Source organism: Azotobacter beijerinckii (assembly GCF_900110885.1).
In the GTDB taxonomy this organism is placed as follows: domain Bacteria; phylum Pseudomonadota; class Gammaproteobacteria; order Pseudomonadales; family Pseudomonadaceae; genus Azotobacter; species Azotobacter beijerinckii.
Genome location: NZ_FOFJ01000002.1, coordinates 131,080 through 145,874, shown reverse-complemented (window position 1 = coordinate 145,874; position 14,795 = coordinate 131,080). Strand labels below are relative to the sequence as shown.

The 14,795-nt window shown below is 68.9% G+C and carries 11 protein-coding genes; 5 read left to right on the top strand and 6 right to left on the bottom strand.

The genetic code is table 11. The features are described 5' to 3' along the window. Window positions 1-3: 3 nt before the first annotated feature. The 5 genes from BMY22_RS01575 to BMY22_RS01555 form a co-directional block, all read right to left on the bottom strand. Window positions 4-1,305: an efflux RND transporter periplasmic adaptor subunit gene (locus BMY22_RS01575; protein ID WP_244158767.1), complete on the bottom strand. Its 1,302-nt coding sequence runs from the start codon at window positions 1,303-1,305 to the stop codon at window positions 4-6. Between the two features lie 75 nt (window positions 1,306-1,380). Beyond that, the gene (fabI, locus tag BMY22_RS01570) at window positions 1,381-2,163 is read right to left on the bottom strand and encodes an enoyl-ACP reductase FabI (RefSeq protein ID WP_090619022.1); all 783 of its coding nucleotides are present in this window, start codon (window positions 2,161-2,163) and stop codon (window positions 1,381-1,383) included. A gap of 19 nt (window positions 2,164-2,182) precedes the next feature. Continuing rightward, window positions 2,183-3,367 (bottom strand): acetate/propionate family kinase, encoded by a 1,185-nt coding sequence (locus tag BMY22_RS01565; RefSeq protein WP_090619020.1) that lies wholly within the window; start codon window positions 3,365-3,367, stop codon window positions 2,183-2,185. Between the two features lie 4 nt (window positions 3,368-3,371). Beyond that, on the bottom strand, window positions 3,372-4,328 hold the full coding sequence (locus BMY22_RS01560; RefSeq protein ID WP_090619019.1) for a phosphate acetyltransferase: 957 nt from the start codon (window positions 4,326-4,328) through the stop codon (window positions 3,372-3,374). Between the two features lie 27 nt (window positions 4,329-4,355). Then, window positions 4,356-6,686: a DUF3141 domain-containing protein gene (locus tag BMY22_RS01555; protein ID WP_244158766.1), complete on the bottom strand. Its 2,331-nt coding sequence runs from the start codon at window positions 6,684-6,686 to the stop codon at window positions 4,356-4,358. A gap of 221 nt (window positions 6,687-6,907) precedes the next feature. Between BMY22_RS01555 and BMY22_RS01550 the strand changes: the two genes are divergently transcribed. The 5 genes from BMY22_RS01550 to BMY22_RS01530 all read left to right on the top strand — a co-directional run bounded on the left by BMY22_RS01550 (window position 6,908) and on the right by BMY22_RS01530 (window position 12,236). Continuing rightward, window positions 6,908-7,723, top strand: a complete 816-nt coding sequence (locus BMY22_RS01550; RefSeq protein WP_341865004.1) for a sulfite exporter TauE/SafE family protein — start codon at window positions 6,908-6,910, stop codon at window positions 7,721-7,723. Between the two features lie 160 nt (window positions 7,724-7,883). Next, window positions 7,884-8,405 carry a rhodanese-like domain-containing protein gene (locus BMY22_RS01545; RefSeq protein WP_090619016.1) on the top strand — a complete coding sequence of 174 codons (522 nt, stop codon included), beginning with the start codon at window positions 7,884-7,886 and terminating at the stop codon, window positions 8,403-8,405. 99 nt (window positions 8,406-8,504) lie between these two features. Further along, on the top strand, window positions 8,505-9,482 hold the full coding sequence (gene epsC, locus BMY22_RS01540) for a serine O-acetyltransferase EpsC (RefSeq protein WP_090619014.1): 978 nt from the start codon (window positions 8,505-8,507) through the stop codon (window positions 9,480-9,482). Window positions 9,483-9,538: 56 nt separating this feature from the next. Next, on the top strand, window positions 9,539-10,471 hold the full coding sequence (locus tag BMY22_RS01535; RefSeq protein WP_090619013.1) for a family 2A encapsulin nanocompartment shell protein: 933 nt from the start codon (window positions 9,539-9,541) through the stop codon (window positions 10,469-10,471). After that, a complete protein-coding gene (locus tag BMY22_RS01530; RefSeq protein ID WP_208599208.1) occupies window positions 10,446-12,236 on the top strand; it encodes a family 2A encapsulin nanocompartment cargo protein cysteine desulfurase in 1,791 nt (596 codons plus the stop codon). The genes BMY22_RS01535 and BMY22_RS01530 overlap by 26 nt, the downstream gene beginning before the upstream one ends. Window positions 12,237-12,284: 48 nt before the next feature. On the opposite strand, the gene BMY22_RS01525 is transcribed toward BMY22_RS01530, so the two are convergent. After that, entirely contained in the window at window positions 12,285-14,774 is a 2,490-nt protein-coding gene (locus BMY22_RS01525) for a heavy metal translocating P-type ATPase (protein WP_143068437.1), read from the bottom strand. Window positions 14,775-14,795 lie beyond the last annotated feature (21 nt).

Here is a 14,795-nt window from a genome sequence, read left to right as displayed (position 1 = left end):
CGCTCATGGCGCCGATCCTTTGTCGGATGGGCCAACCTTCATCCGCTCCTGCTGGCCGGGCAAGGCTTCGGCCGCCACCGGGCGCTGGCTATCGCTCGTGTCCCCGGCGGATTCCGCTGCGGGAGACGCTTCGACGATCTTCAACTGGGCTCCGGGCGCCACCCGGATCGCGCCGTCGACCACGATGCGCTCGCCGAGGCGCAGCCCCTGGCTGACGAACCAGTCGTCGCCGTGCCAGTCGCCCATCTCCACGACGCGCTGCTCGGGTTTGCCGTCGTTGTCGATCACCCACACGTAATGGCTCCTGGGGCCCTGCAGGACCGCCCGCTGGGGCACCAGCACGGCCTTGGGCCGGATCGCGCCCTTGACGTGGGCGCGCACGAACTGGCCGGGACGCAGCAATCCCTTTGAGTTGGCCAGCTCGGCCCGGATCAGGAAGGTGCCGGTTGTCTCGCTGAAGGCGAAATCGGCAAAGCTGAGGCGGCCGCGATCGGGCACCACCGAGCCGTCGGCCAGCACCACTTCGACTTCGAAGGCGTTGTTCGGCGGGAACCTGAGCTGGTTGGTGGCAATTTCGTTGCGATACTTCAGCATCTCGTTTTCCGAGAGGCTGAAGTTGACGTACATGGGATCGACCTGCGACACGTAGGTCAGCAGGCCCGCTTCGCCCGGCGTCACGTAGCTGCCATCCTGCTGCTTGGCGAAGCTCGACACGCCGGTGAGGGGCGAGGTGATGGTGGTATAGCCGAGATTGATTTGCGCCGTGCGCACCAAGCCCTCGGCGCTGAGCACGGCGGCCTGGGCCTGCCGCTCGTTGCCGATGGCATCGTCGAGACTCTTCTTGCTGAGTGCCCCGATCTTCACCAGGGGGCGGACACGGACCAGGTCGGCCCGGGCCATTTCCAGAAGCGCCTGCTGCTGGGCGAGTTGTCCCTGGGCCGACTGCAGCGCCGCTTCGAAAGGCTTGCGGTCCATCTGGAACAGGACTTGCCCGACCTTCACCAGGTCGCCTTCTTTGTACAGCCGCTTATCCAGGAAGCCCGCGACGCGGGCGCGGATTTCCACCTCCCGGGAACTCTCGGTCTGGGCGACGAACTCCAACGTCACCGGGGTATCCCGTGCGGCCAAGGTCATGGCGGTCACTTCAATGGGCGGCCGCGTCGGGGCGGCCGGCTTTTCGTCGCAGCCGGCCAGTAGGGCGAGGCCCCCGGCCAGGCAGGCGATCCGCAAACCGAGACGGCTTGGGAGCCTGCCGAAACCCGGACGCGTGCGCCGGAAAGAACGAGTGATCATGGGAAACCCCACGTGATGAGTGTGCCGCCAGCCTTGCCTGCCGGACTTGCTGCAGATTTCTCCGGGCTTTTCGGTTCTGCGCAGTTCTCAGGCCATGATGTGAACGCCGCCGTCCACATACAGCGTTTCGCCGGACAGGCGGCGAGCGTAGGGGCTGGCCAGGTAGGCGCAGGTGAAGCCCACGTCCATGATGTCCACCAGTTCCCCGAGGGGCGCGCGCTGGGCGGCCTCGTTGAGCAGCAGGTCGAAATCCTTGAGGCCGGAGGCGGCGCGGGTCTTGAGGGGGCCGGGGGAGATGGGATGCACGCGGATGCCTTTGGGGCCGAGTTCGTAGGCGAGATAGCGGCAGCACGCCTCCAGCGCGGCCTTCACCGGCCCCATCAGGTTGTAGTTGGGCACCACCTTGTTGGCCCCGTAGTAGCTCATGGCGAACAGGGCGCCGCCGTCGGTCATGAGGGGCGCCGCCAGACGGGCCATGCGCACGAAGGAGTGGCAGGAGATGTCCATGGCCAGGCCGAAGCCCTCCGCCGAGGAGTCGAGCAGGCCGCCCTGCAGGTCTTTTTTGGGCGCCCAGGCGACGGCATGCACCAGGATGTCCAGTCGTCCCCACTGTCGGCCGATGGTCTCGAACACCGCCTCGAGTTCGCCGGCCTTGGCGACATCCAGCGGCATGAAGATCGGCGCCTTCAGTTCCCTGGCCAGGGGTTCGACGTAGGGGCGGGTCTTGTCGTTGGCGTAGGTGATGGCCACCTCGGCACCGAGTTCGGCGAAGGCCTTGGCGCAGCCGTAGGCGATGGAGTGTTCGTTGGCCACGCCGACCACCAGTGCCTTGGTGCCCTTCAAGAGGGTGCGGGGAGTCTCCGGAGTCATGTCCTTTTTCCTCGGGTTCTCAGGTAGACGAAATCGTCTGCCGAGTATGGCGGGCGATCATCAGTTCTTCGTTGGTGGGGATCACCCAGGCCGACACCGGGCTGGAGGCCGTGCTGATCCGAGGCCCGCCGGCCTCGTTCGCGGCTTCGTCGAACGCCAGGCCCAGCCAGGCGGCGTCGCGACAGACGCGCTCGCGGATCGCCGCGGCGTGCTCGCCGATGCCGCCGGTGAACACCAGGGCATCGAGCCCGCCGAGGGCTGCGGCCAGGGAGCCGATTTCGCGGCCGATGCGGTAGACGAAGAGATCCACGGCGAGGGCGGCGCGTGGCGCGTCGCTGTCCAGCAGCTCGCGCATGTCGCTGGAAATTCCCGACACGCCGAGCAGTCCGGATTCCTTGTAGATCAGCGTCTCGATGGCCCGGGCGTTCATCTTCAGTTCGTCCATGAGGTAGAGGATCACTCCCGGGTCGAGGTTGCCGCAGCGGGTGCCCATCGGCAGGCCGTCCACGGCGGTGAAGCCCATGGTGCTGGCCATGCTCCGCCCGGCGGCCATGGCGCACAGGCTGGCGCCGTTGCCCAGGTGGGCGACCACTGCCCGGCCGGCGGCGGCCTCCGGGGCGAATTGCGGCAGCACGCTGGCGATGTATTCGTAGGATAGCCCGTGGAAGCCATAGCGCCGCACGCCGCGCTCGGTGATCGACGGCGGCAGGGCGAACAACTGGGCCAGTTCGGGCTGGCGGCGGTGGAAGGCGGTGTCGAAGCAGGCCACCTGGGGCAGCTGCGGCGCCCGTTCGGCCAAGGCGCGGATCGGCGCCAGGTTGTGGGGCTGGTGCAGGGGCGCGAGGGGAATGAGTTTCTCGAGCTTTTTCAGCAGCTCGGCGTCCACGCGTACCGGCAGGGAATACTCCTGGCCGCCGTGGACCACCCGATGGCCTACTGCCAGCAACCGGTAGCGGTCCCGGTAGTCCTGCAGGAACTCGACCAGATGGTGGGCGGCGCCGTCGTGGCCGAGCTGGGTGCCGTCGGCCCAGCGCCGCTCGTCGAGGATGGTGCCCGCGGTGTCCCGGGCGATGAAGTGCGGCGCCCCGTTGAGCCCCTCGATCTGCCCGCGCAACTGGAGTTCCGGTTCATCGGGATGGTCGGCGAAGAGCGAGAACTTGAGGCTGGAGGAGCCGGCGTTGAGGACCAGGATCGCGTTCTGCATGGGCTCACCCGATCGCCTTGCCGGTGCTCTCGCGGCGGGCCTTGGCCACCAGGGCCGCCACCGCGCAGGACGCCAGGCGAGTGGTCAGCGAGTCGGCGCGGCTGGTCAGGATGATCGGCACCCGCGCGCCGAGCACGATGCCGGCGGCATCCGCGCCGGCGAGGAAGGACAGGCTCTTGGCGAGCATGTTGCCCGCCTCCAGGTCGGGCACCACCAGCACGTTGGCGCGGCCCGCCACCGGCGAGTCGATCTTCTTGATCTGCGCCGCCTCCAGGCTGATGGCGTTGTCCAGGGCCAGGGGGCCGTCGAGGATAGCGCCGGTGATCTGCTGGCGGTCGGCCATCTTGCACAGGGCGGCCGCCTCGACGGTGGAGGGCACCGCGGGGTTGACGGTTTCCATCGCCGAGAGGATCGCCACCCGCACCTCCTTCTTCTCCGGGCTGACCTGCAACAGTGCGTGGGCCAGGTCGATGGCGTTCTGGGTGATGTCCCTCTTCTCGGCCAGGGTCGGCGCGATGTTCACCGCAGCGTCGGTGATGATCAGGGTGTCCGCGTGCCCCGGCACGTCCATCACGAAGCAGTGGCTGACCCGGCGCGCGGTGCGCAGCCCGGTATCCCGCTTGACCACCGCGCCCATCAGCTCGTCGGTGTGCAGGCTGCCCTTCATCAGCGCCTCGGCCTTGCCTTCGCGCACCAGCGCCACCGCGCGGGCGGCGGCGGCCTGGCTGTAGGGGGCGTCCTCGATGGGCAGCCCGCCGATGTCGATGCCGTGCTGTGCGGCCAGCGCCTCGATGCGCTCCCGCGGGCCGACCAGGATCGGCGCGATGAGGTTGTTCTTCGCCGCGTCCACCACGCCCTGCAGGGAACTCTGGTCGCAGGGCCAGGCCACCGCCGTGGGGGTGGGCGGCAGGGCGCTGCAGTAGTCGATCAGGCGTCGGTATTTTTCGTGGCTGCCGGTCATCGGGAGGCTCCCTTCTCGGTGTGGCGTTCAGGCTTTCCGGGCGGCGGCGAGGCGATGCCGGGTGGCGGGTTTGCCGCCCAGCACGCCGCGGATGCGCTCCAGGATGGCGCGCTGCTCGGCGGTCGGTTTGGAGCGCTGGACGCGCGGGTCCGCCACCAGGCGGTCCAGCAGCGTCAGCAGCCGCTCGCGGTCCGCTGCCTCGGCCAGCAGGTCCGGCAGGGTGGCGATGGCCCGGTCGGGTTCGTAGCTGACGATGATTTCCTGTTCGCCACGGATGCGCCGCCAGGTCTCGGGCGGCAGGTCGGGCAGGTACTCGGCATAGTCCCGGGCGATTTCCTGCTTTGCCACCAGCCGCGACAGGGGGACGTCGCCCTTGTGCACGAGCAGGGCCGCGACCCGGGCGAAGGCTTCGCCGTAGCCGCCTTCGCCGATGGCGGCCAGGGCTTCCTGGACGAAGGCCTGTTCCCGTGGCTCGGCTACGCCGGCCGCAACCGGCTGCTCCGCGCCGGGCCGGTCGGCCAGGTACATGCAGAACAGGCTGCCGTAGACTTGGAAGAACAGTCTCTCTCTGAAGGCATCGCGTATCGCCCGGTAATAGTCCAGGGAGGCGCTGATCAGTTCGGACGTCAGTCTTTCGCTGCGGTGCGGCAGGTCGTTCGTGTCCGCCGCCTGGCGCTGCGCCTTGACCGCGGCGGCGGTGGGACCCAGCCACCAGAGCCAGGGGTTGCGGTCGGAAATGGCCCAGTGCTGCACCCGCAGGGGATGAAACTCCCGCAGCAGTTTGGCGGAGCGCTCGTTGGACAGGGCTTGCACCAGGGGCTGGGCGAAGATCTGGTAGGCACGCTGGTTGAACTCGGACAGCGCGGCCACCGCCTCGAAGGGCTTCTCGTCGGCCCGCTGCAGGCGATTGAGGCGGGCGCTGACGTCCTCCAGGCGGTGCTCGTGGAACTCCACCTCGTACTCCACCCGGCCGTCGTCGCCCTTGCGCTCGCCGATGGACATGCCGTACAGGCCGGGCGGCAGCATCTCGATGGATTTCAGGACCTCGACGATCTGTGCGTGTTCCTTGCGGGCCACCTTGCCGGACACGAAGATCCCCAGGTGGCCGATGTCTTGGTGCAGCAGGCCGACGATGACCTGGCCGCGCGCTTTGATCTCCTCGGTGCTGCCGTAGACGTCCGCCACCCAGTTGAAGGCCTGCTGGGGCGGGGTGATGTTGTCGCCCAGGGAGGCGAACAGGATGATCGGCGACTTGATGTCGCGCAGGTCGAAGGCCTTGCCGCTAGCGCTGCGGGTCTCGCCGGACCAGAGCTTGTTGCCGACGAAGAGGTTGCGGGTGATCCACTCGATCTCCTCGCGGTTCATCAGGAAGTAGCCGCCCCACCAGCGCTCGAACTCCAGGAAGCGCGGCGGCTCGGTGTCGACGTTGGCGAACAGGTGGTAGTACTTGTCCCAGAAGCTGTTGGCGGGATTCAGGCTCTCGAAATTCTGCACCAGATAGGCGCCGTCGAAGACGCCGTTGCCCAGGTCGGCGGTAAAGGAGGCCAGCCAGGTGCCGCCGAGCAGTCCGCCGGCGTAGCGCATGGGGTTGTCGCCTTCGCCTTCCTGCCAGGCACCGCCCCAGTAGGACATCGGCGCGCCGTTGATCACCACCGGACCGGCGGTGTCCGGATCCGAGGCGGCCAGCATCATCGTCGCCCAGCCGCCCTGGCAGTTGCCGACCAGCACCGGCTTGGGACTGTCCGGGTGCAGCTCGCGCACCTTGCGCACGAAGCGCTGCTCGGTGGCGGACACGTCGAGCAGGGTCTGGCCCGGCTCCGGCTCGCGGAAGAAGATCACGAAGTACACCGGATGCCCCTCGCGCAGGGCCACCCCCACCTGGGAGTCGTCCTTGAAGCCGCCGATCCCCGGGCCGTGTCCGGCCCGCGGGTCGATGATCAGGAAGGGCCGCCGCTTGGGGTCCACCTGCACGCCGGGAGGGGGGAGGATGCGCAGCAGGGCGTAGTTGACCGGCTGCTCGAAGGTGCGCCCGTCCAGCACCGTCTCGTAGTCGAAATGCAGCAGCGGCGGCTGACCCTGCTGGAGGTGCTGCAGATAGTTGTTGCCGCGCTGGCGCAGCGTGTCCCAGAACAATACCGAGCGCTGGGCGGCGTCCACGCCATAGCGGTACCAGGCGTTCCATAGGTCCCACGGCGCCGGGGGCTTGGCCATCAGGTCGGCCATCTCCTTCTCGCAGGCCTTGTGCATCCGTTCTTTGAAGTTCTCCTGGGCGATCTGTGCGCGTTTGTCGAACAGCTGCTTGGCCTTGCTTGAAATGATTTGGCTGCGAGCCAGCCGGGCTGCGGTATCCATGCTCATGCCCCACAAAGTGTCTTTCGAGCCGAAGTCTAGGAGACGTCACTGCAGCGTCCATACCGTTCGTCGGCCAGGGTGGCCGCCTCCATTCCGATAGCCGGCAGTTGCACGGCAAGGGGCGTTCGTTTCCACAAAAAAAGTGGGGCTGCGTCGACGAAGGCAGGGCGGAGAGAGTCCGGCTTTTCCGCAAGACTGGAATATCCTTATGGCCAGAAGTGGATTGGGTGCAGGGGAAAGGCATGCTGCTGGAGGGGCTGTACGGGCTGGGAGTGGGGCTGGCACTGGGCTTGACCGGTGGGGGCGGAGTGCTGGCGGTGCCGACGCTGGTGCTCGGGCTCGGCCTGAGCCTGGGCGAGGCGGTGCCGGTGTCGCTGATCGCCGTCGGGTTGGCGGCGCTGCTCGGCTGCCTCGACGGCCTGCGCCAGGGACTGGTGCGCTACAAGGCGGCGCTGTTGATGGCCGGTTGCGGTGCGCTGTGCGCGCCGCTCGGCCTCTGGCTGGCCGGACGCCTGCCGGTTGCGCTGCTGATGGTGCTGTTCTGCCTGGCGCTGCTGTTCATCGCCGCTCGCATGGCGCGCCAGGCGTTGGCCGGCGCCGGGGGGGAGGCAGCGCCGGGGGTGCTGGGCAGGAACTGCATGCTTAATCCGGACACCGGCCGCTTTCGCTGGAATCCGCGCTGCTTTTTCAGCCTGTCGGCCATCGGCGGCCTGTCGGGGTTGTTCAGCGGCCTGTTCGGGGTCGGCGGCGGTTTTCTGATCGTCCCGGGGATTCGCCAGTTCAGCAACCTGGCCATGCACGCCATCGTCGTCACCTCGCTGGCGGTGATCGCGCTGATTTCCGCCAGTACCGTGGCCGGGGTGCTGCTCTCCGGCCGGGAACTGGTGCCCGGCGCCTGGACCTTCGTCGCCGCGGCGGTCGTCGGGATGCTCGGCAGCCGCCTGCTGGCGCCGCACCTGCCGGCCCGCTATCTGCAGCTGGGCTTCGCCGTGCTGGCCGGGCTGTCGGCGCTGATGCTGCTGGGCAAGACGCTGATGGCATGATGGCTGTTCGCAAGCGATGGCTTTGATCTTATATTCTATTTAGTTTTATAAATAAAATAACAAGTTATTTTTTTGGAATATAAAGGCGGCATAGAGTAGTCCCCAACGTGGTGCGGCGGATTGGCTGCCGGGCCTCGACCAGTCAACCGGAGGACTCCCAATGCCAGCCGCCGCCCCAGCCCCCCATGCCACCGAAGACAGCCGGCGTCCCGCCGATCTGTCCGCCGTGTTCGCCGCCAGTCCGGCCGAGCTGCTCGCCCGCGCCCGCAGCCGTGGCGCCGCCAACGGCCTGAGTTACGCCGGTAGCCTCTATCCGCCGGAGGCCTGGGCGCTGCTGCAGGCCGGCGCGGCGACCCTGGTCGATGTGCGCAGCGCCGAGGAGCTGAAGTTCGTCGGGCGCGTCCCGGACAGCCTGCACGTGGCCTGGCAGACCGGCCCGACGCTGGTCAGGAACCCGCGCTTCCTCCGCGAGCTGGAAAGCCGGGTCGGCCGCGACGGCGTGCTGGTGCTGCTCTGCCGCAGTGGAAAGCGCTCCGCGGCGGCAGCCGCAGCGGCGGCGGCAGCTGGCTTTGCTCAGGTCTTCAACGTGCTGGAGGGCTTCGAGGGCGACCTCGACACCCATCAGCAGCGCGGCGAGAGCGGCGGCTGGCGGCACTGGGGCCTGCCCTGGGTGCAGGACTGATTCCCGCCCCGGATTCCTTCCCGTTCGTTTCCGATCTTCACGTCCTTCCCGTTCTTCTCGTTCAGGGCCGGCCGCTCCTGCGGCCGGCAGGGTTTCCCCATGTCCAACAAACTCAAGGCCGTCTTCGACGGCGTCTCGCACATTCCGGAGGCGGCGGCGCCCCGCCCGGTGAACTGGCAACTGGAGCAGATCGTCGACGATCTGCGCGCCGCCCGCGACGACTGGCGCAAGGGCTGCGGCCGGACGCGCGAGCTGGGCGGTCGCGAACTGCCTTCGCGGCAGACCGTGGCGGAGATTCTCGCCGCGCTCTGCGGCGCGCTCTTTCCGATGCGCCTGGGGCCCAGCGACCTGCGCGAGGAGAGCGAGGATTTCTACGTCGGCCACACCCTCGACAGCGCGCTGAATGCCCTGCTCGGCCAGGTGCGCCTGGAGCTGCACTACGTCGCCCGCCAGTGCGGGCAGCGCGAGCCGGACCTGGAGGCCCGCGCGGTGCAGATCGTCCGCGAGTTCGGCGCGGCACTGCCGGAGCTGCGCCGGCTGCTGGACAGCGACGTGATCGCCGCCTATCAGGGCGATCCGGCGGCGCGCAGCCTGGACGAGGTGCTGCTCTGCTATCCGGGCGTCCAGGCGGTGATCCACCACCGCCTGGCCCACCGCCTTTACTGCGCCGGGGTGCCGCTGCTGGCGCGGATCGCCGCGGAGATCGCCCATTCGGCCGGCGGCATCGACATCCATCCGGGGGCGCAGATCGGTCACAGCTTCTTCATCGACCACGGCACCGGCGTGGTGATCGGCGAGACCGCGGTGATCGGCAACCGCGTGCGCATCTACCAGGCGGTGACCCTGGGCGCCAAGCGCTTCACCGTCGACGAGTCCGGCCAACTGCTCAAGGGCCAGGCTCGCCACCCCATCGTCGAAGACGACGTGGTGATCTACGCCGGGGCCACCATCCTCGGGCGCATCACCATCGGCAAGGGCTCCACCATCGGTGGAAACGTCTGGCTGACCCGCAGCGTGCCTCCGGGCAGCAACGTCACCCAGGCGACCCTGCAACACCAGCCAGGCAACGCGGAGTAGTCATGACGACGAACCTTTCGGCCCTGGCACCTATTCGCATCTTTCTGGAGTGATTCATGACCGAATATCAAGATATACGCCAGGCGTTAGGCGACAGCGCCGCCCGCCAGTTGGCGAACGCGACCAAGACGGTTCCGCAGCTTTCCACCATCAGCCCGCGCTGGCTGGTGCACCTGCTGCAGTGGACGCCGGTGGAAGCGGGCATCTTTCGCCTGAACCGGGTGAAGAACCCGCTGAACGTGCAGGTCGCCTGCTCGCAACGCGACGAGGCGGTGCTGCCGCAGACCTTCGTCGAGTACGAGGAGCAGCCGCGCGAGTACTTCCTCAACGCGGTGACCACCATCCTCGACGTGCACACCCGGGTTTCCGACCTTTACAGCAGGCCGCACGACCAGATCCGCGAGCAACTGCGCCTGACCATCGAGACCATCAAGGAGCGTCAGGAAAACGAGCTGATCAACAACCCCGAATACGGCCTGCTGGCCAGCGTCGACCCGAGCCAGCGGATCTCCACGCTGAACGGCGCGCCGACCCCCGACGACCTCGACGAGCTGATCACCAAGGTGTGGAAGGAGCCGGCGTTCTTCCTCGCCCACCCGCTGGCCATCGCCGCCTTCGGCCGCGAGTGCACCCGTCGCGGCGTGCCGCCGCCCACCGTCAGCCTGTTCGGCGCGCAGTTCCTGACCTGGCGCGGCCTGCCGCTGATCCCCTCGGACAAGGTGCCGTTCGACGAGGAGGGGCGGACCAAGATCCTCCTGTTGCGCGTCGGCGACAAGCGTCAAGGGGTGGTCGGCCTGTATCAGCCCGGCGTGGCCGGCGAGCAGAGCCCGGGGCTGTCGGTGCGCTTCATGGGGATCAACCGCAACGCCATCGCGTCTTACCTGATCTCGCTGTACTGCTCGCTGGCGGTGCTGACTGAAGATGCCCTGGCCGTGCTCGATGACGTGGAGGTCGACAAGTACCATGACTATCCGGCCACTTATAAATAATCCGCCGCAGCCGGCGGACGCCCCGGTGCCGGCCGGCCTGCCGGACGTGGCGGGGCTGGCGCAGTTGGCCAATGCCTTCTTCGCCAGCCTGCCGGGTGGCGCTCCGGCGCATCCCGGTGCGCTGCCCGGCGAGCCCGCCCCGGCCGCCTCCACGGCGCAGGTTCGGGAGGCGCCGCCGGTGGGCGGCGCCGACGGCCTGGCGCTCGGTTCGCCCGAGGCCTACGCCGCAGCGCTGCCCACGGTGTTCCCGAGTGCCGGCGGCCTGGCGCCTTCGGCCGGCGGTGCGCCGTCCTCGCCGTACTACTTCCTCGGCGAGGGCAGCGCCTATGCGGGCGAGCCGGAGCGCTTCGCGGAGATTCCCGTCGAGCTTGGCAGCCTCGCGGTGCCGGGGGGGGACGCGCTGGGCGAGATCCTCCGCTCGATCCTCGCCGAGCCGTCCGCGCCGGCAGCGGCGCCGGGACAGGGCGGCGGGCAGTTCTACTTCCTCGACCGGGTCGCACCGGGCCTGGAGAAGGCGCCCGATTCTGCCGGCCAGCCGCAGGTCCGCAGCGGTTTCGACGTGCAGGCGATCCGCCGGGACTTCCCGATCCTCGCCGAACGGGTCAACGGCAAGCCGCTGGTATGGTTCGACAACGCGGCCACCACGCAGAAGCCGAAGGCGGTGATCGACCGTCTGACCTACTTCTACGAGCACGAGAACTCCAACATCCACCGCGCTGCCCACGAACTGGCGGCGCGGGCGACGGATGCCTACGAAGGCGCCCGCAACAAGGCGGCGCGCTTTCTGGGGGCGAAGTCGGCGGAGGAGATCGTCTTCGTGCGCGGGGCGACCGAGGGCATCAACCTGCTGGCCAACACCTTCGGCCGCCAGTTCATCGGCGCGGGGGACGAGATTATCGTCTCCCACCTGGAGCACCACGCCAACATCGTGCCCTGGCAGCAGTTGGCGAACGCGGTCGGCGCCAAGCTGCGGGTGATCCCGGTGGACGACTCGGGGCAGATCCTCCTCGAGGAGTACGCCAGGCTGCTCGGCCCGCGCACCAAGCTGGTGAGCATCACCCAGGTGTCCAACGCCCTCGGCACGGTCACCCCGGTGGCCGAGGTGATCGCCCTGGCGCATGCCGCCGGTGCACGGGTGCTGGTGGACGGGGCGCAGTCGGTGTCGCACCTGAAGGTCGACGTACAGGCGCTGGATGCGGACTTCTTCGTGTTCTCCGGGCACAAGATCTTCGGTCCGACCGGCATCGGCGTGGTCTACGGCAAAAAGGCGCTGCTCGACGAGCTGCCGCCCTGGCAGGGTGGCGGCAACATGATCGCCGACGTGACTTTCGAGAAGATCCTCTACCAGGGCGCGCCGGCGCGCTTCGAGGCCGGCACCGGCAACATCGCCGACGCGGTGGGGCTGGGGGCGGCGCTGGACTACGTCGAGCGCATCGGCCTGGAGCGGATCGCCCGCTACGAGCACGAGCTGCTGGAGTACGCCACCCGTGGCCTCTCGGCGATCCCCGGCCTGCGGCTGATCGGTACCGCGGCGGACAAGGCCAGCGTGCTGTCCTTCGTGCTGCAGGGCTACCGCACCGAGGAAGTCGGCGCCGCGCTCAACCGCGAGGGCATCGCCGTGCGTTCCGGCCACCACTGCGCGCAGCCGATCCTGCGCCGCTTCGGGGTGGAAACCACGGTGCGGCCGTCGCTGGCGTTCTACAACACCTTCGAGGAGATCGACCTGCTGGTGAGTACCGTGCAGCGCCTGGCGACCCGGCGCTGAAGACAAGCCCCCGGCCATGCGGCCGGGGGCTTCTTCTATTTATCCCGCTCAGGTGCGTGCGGCCGGCCGGAAGCGCTTCAGGCGCAGCGCGTTGCCGAGCACGAACACGCTGGACAGGGCCATGGCGCCGGCGGCGAGGATCGGCGAGAGCAGTATGCCGTTGACCGGGTAGAGCAGGCCGGCGGCCAGCGGGATCAGCGCGGTGTTGTAGGCGAAGGCCCAGAACAGGTTCTGGCGGATGTTGCCGAGGGTCGCGCGGGACAGGGCGATGGCCGTGGGCACGCCGCGCAGGTCGCCGGACATCAGCACCACGTCGGCGGCCTCGATGGCGATGTCGGTGCCGCTGCCGATGGCCAGGCCGACGTCTGCCGCGGCCAGCGCCGGGGCGTCGTTGATGCCGTCGCCGACGTAGGCGAGCCGGCCGTATTCGGTCTTGAGGCGCTGGACCGCCGCGACCTTGCCGTCGGGCAGCACCTCGGCCACCACCTCGTCGATGCCGAGCTGGCGGGCGATGGCCTCGGCGGTGCGGCGGTTGTCGCCGGTGATCATCGCCACCTTGAGACCCAAGTCATGCAATGCGCGGATCGCTGCCGGGGTGCTGTCCTTGAGGGGATCGGAAACGGCCAGCATGGCCGCCAGGCGACCGTCGACGGCGGCGTAGAGCGGAGTCTTGGCTTCGTCGCCGAGGCGCCTGGCCTCGCCGGCGAAGACCGCCACGTCGAGGCCGAGCTGGGCCATGAAGCGGTCGGCGCCGATTTCCACCCGTGCGCCGTCCACCGTGGCGCGCACGCCGTAGCCGGTGACCGACGCGAAGTCGTCCAGTTGCCCGAGGGCGAGGTTTTCCGCCTGTGCCGCCGCGACGATGGCGCGGGCGATGGGGTGTTCGGACTTGTCCTCGACGGCGGCGACCTTGGCCAGCACGATGCCGCGCTCGAAGCCTTCGGCGAGGATCAGGTCGGTCAGCTCGGGCTTGCCGCGGGTCAGCGTACCGGTCTTGTCCAGCGCCACCACTTTCGCATCCTTGAGCAACTGCAGGGCTTCGCCCTGGCGGAACAGCACGCCCAGCTCGGCGGCGCGGCCGGTGCCGACCATGATCGAGGTGGGCGTGGCCAGGCCCATGGCGCAGGGGCAGGCGACGATCAGCACGGCCACCGCGTTGACCAGGGCGAAGGTCGGCTCCGGCTGCGGGCCGAAGACCATCCAGGCGGCGAAGGTCAGCAGCGCGGCGAGCATCACCGCCGGGACGAACCACAGGGTGACGCGGTCGACCAGCGCCTGGATCGGTAGCTTGGCGCCCTGGGCCTGCTCGACCATGCGGATGATCTGCGCCAGCACGGTGTCGCCGCCGATCCGGGTGGCACGCAGGGTCAGCGCGCCGTGCTGGTTGATGGTGCCGCCGACCACGCCGGCGCCGGGCGTCTTCTCCACCGGCACCGGTTCGCCGGTGATCATCGACTCGTCGACGAAGCTCTCGCCCGCGATCACCTCGCCGTCCACCGGCACCCGCTCGCCGGGACGCACCTCGACCTCGTCGCCACTGCGCACCGTGTCGATGGCCACCTCCTGCAACTGGCCGTCGCGGCGCACGCGGGCGGTCTTCGCCTGCAGGCCGATCAGGCGCTTGATGGCTTCCGAGGTGCGGCCCTTGGCGCGGGCCTCGAGGAGGCGGCCGAGCAGGATCAGGGTGACGATCACCGCCGCCGCCTCGTAGTAGACGTGCACGGTGCCGGCCGGCAGCAGGCCGGGGGCGACGGTGGCGAGCAGCGAGAACAGCCAGGCGGCGCTGGTGCCGACCGCGACCAGCGAGTTCATGTCCGGCGCCCCGCGCAGCAGGGCCGGGATGCCCTTCTGAAAGAAGCGCAGGCCGGGGCCGAACAGCACCGCCGTGGTGAGCACGCCCTGCACGATCCAGTTGGCCTGCTGGCCGAGGGTGGCGAGGATCAGGTGGTGCAGAGCGGGGATCAGGTGCGCGCCCATCTCCAGCAGGAATACCGGCAGGGTGAAGAGGGCGGCCAAGGTCAGGTCGCGCCTGAGCGAGGCCAGTTCGGCACCGCGTCGTGCCTCCTCGGCATCGAGCAGGTCGCCGGCGGCGGCAACGGGTTTGGCTTCGTAGCCGGCGCGCTCGATGGCGGCGATCAGCGCGGCAGGCGGCACACCTCGCAAGACCTGCACCCGGGCGCGCTCGCTGGCCAGGTTGACGCTGGCGGCGGTCACTCCGGGGACCTTGCCCAATGCGCGTTCGACGCGGCCGACGCAGGAGGCGCAGGTCATGCCGGTCACGCTCAGCTCGATGCGGTCTTCGGCTACTTCGTAGCCGGCCTTGTGCACCGCGGCGATGGCGGCGGCAACGTCGGGAGCGCCGGCAAAGGCGATCTCCGCCCGCTCGCTGGCCAGGTTGACGCTGGCGCCGGTCATGCCGGGCACCTTGTTCAGGGCACGCTCGACGCGGCCGACGCAGGAGGCGCAGGTCATGCCCCCGACCGTCAGGCTCAGATGCGTACCCTCGCTCGGATGGCGGGCGTTGATCGATGAATTCATGGTGGCTTCCCTGGAAATATC

Excerpts from the sequence above, each read along its gene's own strand:
- fabI (WP_090619022.1), bottom strand. The coding sequence starts at position 2,163 with ATGACTCCGGAGACTCCCCGCACCCTCTTGAAGGGCACCAAGGCACTG.
- BMY22_RS01565 (WP_090619020.1), bottom strand. The coding sequence starts at position 3,367 with ATGCAGAACGCGATCCTGGTCCTCAACGCCGGCTCCTCCAGCCTCAAG.
- BMY22_RS01560 (WP_090619019.1), bottom strand. The coding sequence starts at position 4,328 with ATGACCGGCAGCCACGAAAAATACCGACGCCTGATCGACTACTGCAGC.
- BMY22_RS01555 (WP_244158766.1), bottom strand. The coding sequence starts at position 6,686 with ATGAGCATGGATACCGCAGCCCGGCTGGCTCGCAGCCAAATCATTTCA.
- BMY22_RS01545 (WP_090619016.1), top strand. The coding sequence starts at position 7,884 with ATGCCAGCCGCCGCCCCAGCCCCCCATGCCACCGAAGACAGCCGGCGT.
- epsC (WP_090619014.1), top strand. The coding sequence starts at position 8,505 with ATGTCCAACAAACTCAAGGCCGTCTTCGACGGCGTCTCGCACATTCCG.
- BMY22_RS01535 (WP_090619013.1), top strand. The coding sequence starts at position 9,539 with ATGACCGAATATCAAGATATACGCCAGGCGTTAGGCGACAGCGCCGCC.
- BMY22_RS01530 (WP_208599208.1), top strand. The coding sequence starts at position 10,446 with ATGACTATCCGGCCACTTATAAATAATCCGCCGCAGCCGGCGGACGCC.
- BMY22_RS01525 (WP_143068437.1), bottom strand. The coding sequence starts at position 14,774 with ATGAATTCATCGATCAACGCCCGCCATCCGAGCGAGGGTACGCATCTG.